Raw genomic sequence first — 2,161 nt, 5'->3', positions numbered from 1 at the left:
TGTCGAGTAGACGACACTTGTTACCAAGTGCCGCCCCTCTAAGAACCGTACGTGCAACTTTCACTGCATACGGCTCAAGCCTCCACTAAGGCATCATTGATACCCAGCAACTTATAACGCAGTCGGGACAGGCTCTTTCCAAGAGTTACGGGCTAGCCTTTTAGATTTTCTCTTCACCAAATATTCTTGGTATTGAGGGTCAAAAGGGGTCGCTGCATTCCTGATTTTTACGTGTCGCTCAATGGGCACTTTCGCTATTTGGAACAGATTGAAGTGACAGTCCATGTTCATAATTTTCTGCCAACCGTGAAATTGCCACTGGCCTTTACGATTAAGAAAATACTTATGAACAACCCAGTCTTTGGACTTGGTTGGATGACGTCTAACTGCCCAGTGCCATAGCGCTTGGAATAGTTTGTGGCCGACATACCCGAATACTTGTTTAGCAACACAGTGGCGATAGTAATTCGCCCATCCCCTAAGTTTCGGATTTATCAACTTGATAAGATCGTTAACAGGGATGGTTGCGTGCTTTTTAATAAGTTCACGTAGGTTTCTAAGGAATAACAACGTGTTGGATTTGCTCGGTTTAATGAGCAATTTCCCTTTGTACTTCCTGTGATTGAAACCCAGAAAGTCAAAGCCATCATCAATATGAGTGACCTTCGTTTTCTCTTCGGAGAGGGTTAGCCCTCTTTTTGCCAGAAAGTCAGCAATCAACGGTTTGATGTCGTTCACTAGCACTTCCTTTGAAGAGCAAGTAACCACGAAATCATCCGCGTAACCGATAAAGTTAGCCTTAGCACCCTTTTTCAGGGCTGTAGATTTTATTTGTTGCTCTATTCCCGCGAGAGTCATTAGCATCAAGGTTGGAGAGATTATTCCACCTTGAGGTGTACCCTCATCGGTATCATAGAACAGACCCTTATCCACATAGCCAGACTTTAACCATTGCACTAACATACGTTTATCTACAGTGATATTATCCATAAGCCATTGATGCCCGATTTTGTCGAAGCAAGCCTTAATATCTCCCTCAAGAACCCATTTCGCTGATCGCTTTAGAGCCAAACATTTGAAACACTGACTGACGGCGTCAGCCGTGCTGCGATTTGGCCTAAACCCATAGCTATTGAGGTCGGCAAGCGTTTCGGACACTGGTTCTAATGCTAGAAGGTGGAGGGCTTGTTGCGCTCTATCAATCATGCATGGAATACCCAATGGCCTGAGCTTACCGTTCTTTTTGGGGATGTAGATACGTTTGAGTGGTTTTGCAGAGTAAGCCTTGCGGCTCAGTTGATTGACTGCTGTCATACGGCGTACATCTGTGTTACAGATGACACCGTCTATTCCAGACGTTTTACTGCCTTTATTCTGAGAGACTCGCTTTACCGCAAGAAGCTTGGCTGAGCGAGAATGAGTCAAGAGCCACTGTAAGGACTTCACCTTACTGTGTTTCTTTTCTCTCGTTGCTTTTGCGATACGCATTTGAAGCTTCAATACGTGTGCTTCAACGGATTTCCAGTCGATGGACTGCCATTGAGCGCCGTCAGAAGATGCACTAATCTCTTTCGAGATCACCATTTGCTTTTCTCCTTGAATAAAGTTCTTCAAATTCTCTCGCAATGGGAGACCAGTCGGAAGTGGGCTCACTTTCGTGATCAGACATAAGTCTGTATCTGCATCATTACAATGCAGCCTTCGCTTTTTCCGACCTCCTATACCTGCATCACTATCGGCCACAAAGGCTTTCCCAAAGGGAGTGATACAGGCTTACCCTGTTCCGTATGTTACGTAAAATGTCAGCTTAGATGCCCACTATAGTGCGGAGAGTACGGCGACCACGAAAAAGTACTGTCCAACCTCTTTCCAACTCTCATTGCCTTTTGGCCACAGCGTATTAACCACTTCCGCTGCTTCATCATATAACGCACCTTGAATGGATTCACATACGTTCATCATACTGACTACCTAGCACTTACCCGAATTGTGGTTTTCAGGAGGAACGTCCTCTCACGATTCTTTTCCCACTCAGCCTAACGGCCGAGTTTCGTTACATTGTCCGAGCCGCTGCTTTATTCAGGCTCGTAGGTTCATCTGGTGATACAGACGGTTCACTCATAAAGCGGTGAACAACGCTTCATACGACTTCAGGTCGCAC

At 45.5% G+C, this 2,161-nt stretch carries 2 protein-coding genes; both read right to left on the bottom strand.

Translation table 11 applies throughout. The annotated features are described in order from the left end of the window. Positions 1-111: 111 nt before the first annotated feature. Complete coding sequence (gene ltrA / locus Q8W40_RS27850; protein ID WP_305402081.1) at positions 112-1,584, bottom strand: group II intron reverse transcriptase/maturase; 1,473 nt, start codon at positions 1,582-1,584, stop codon at positions 112-114. Between the two features lie 234 nt (positions 1,585-1,818). Then, positions 1,819-1,962 carry a hypothetical protein gene (locus Q8W40_RS27845; protein WP_162497971.1) on the bottom strand — a complete coding sequence of 48 codons (144 nt, stop codon included), beginning with the start codon at positions 1,960-1,962 and terminating at the stop codon, positions 1,819-1,821. Between the last annotated feature and the right edge of the window lie 199 nt (positions 1,963-2,161).

It is taken from the genome of Vibrio penaeicida (assembly GCF_030689305.1).
Classification (GTDB): Bacteria; Pseudomonadota; Gammaproteobacteria; order Enterobacterales; family Vibrionaceae; genus Vibrio; species Vibrio penaeicida_B.
The sequence above is the reverse complement of the archived record's forward strand: the minus strand, read 5'-3'. Positions and strand labels throughout refer to the sequence as shown.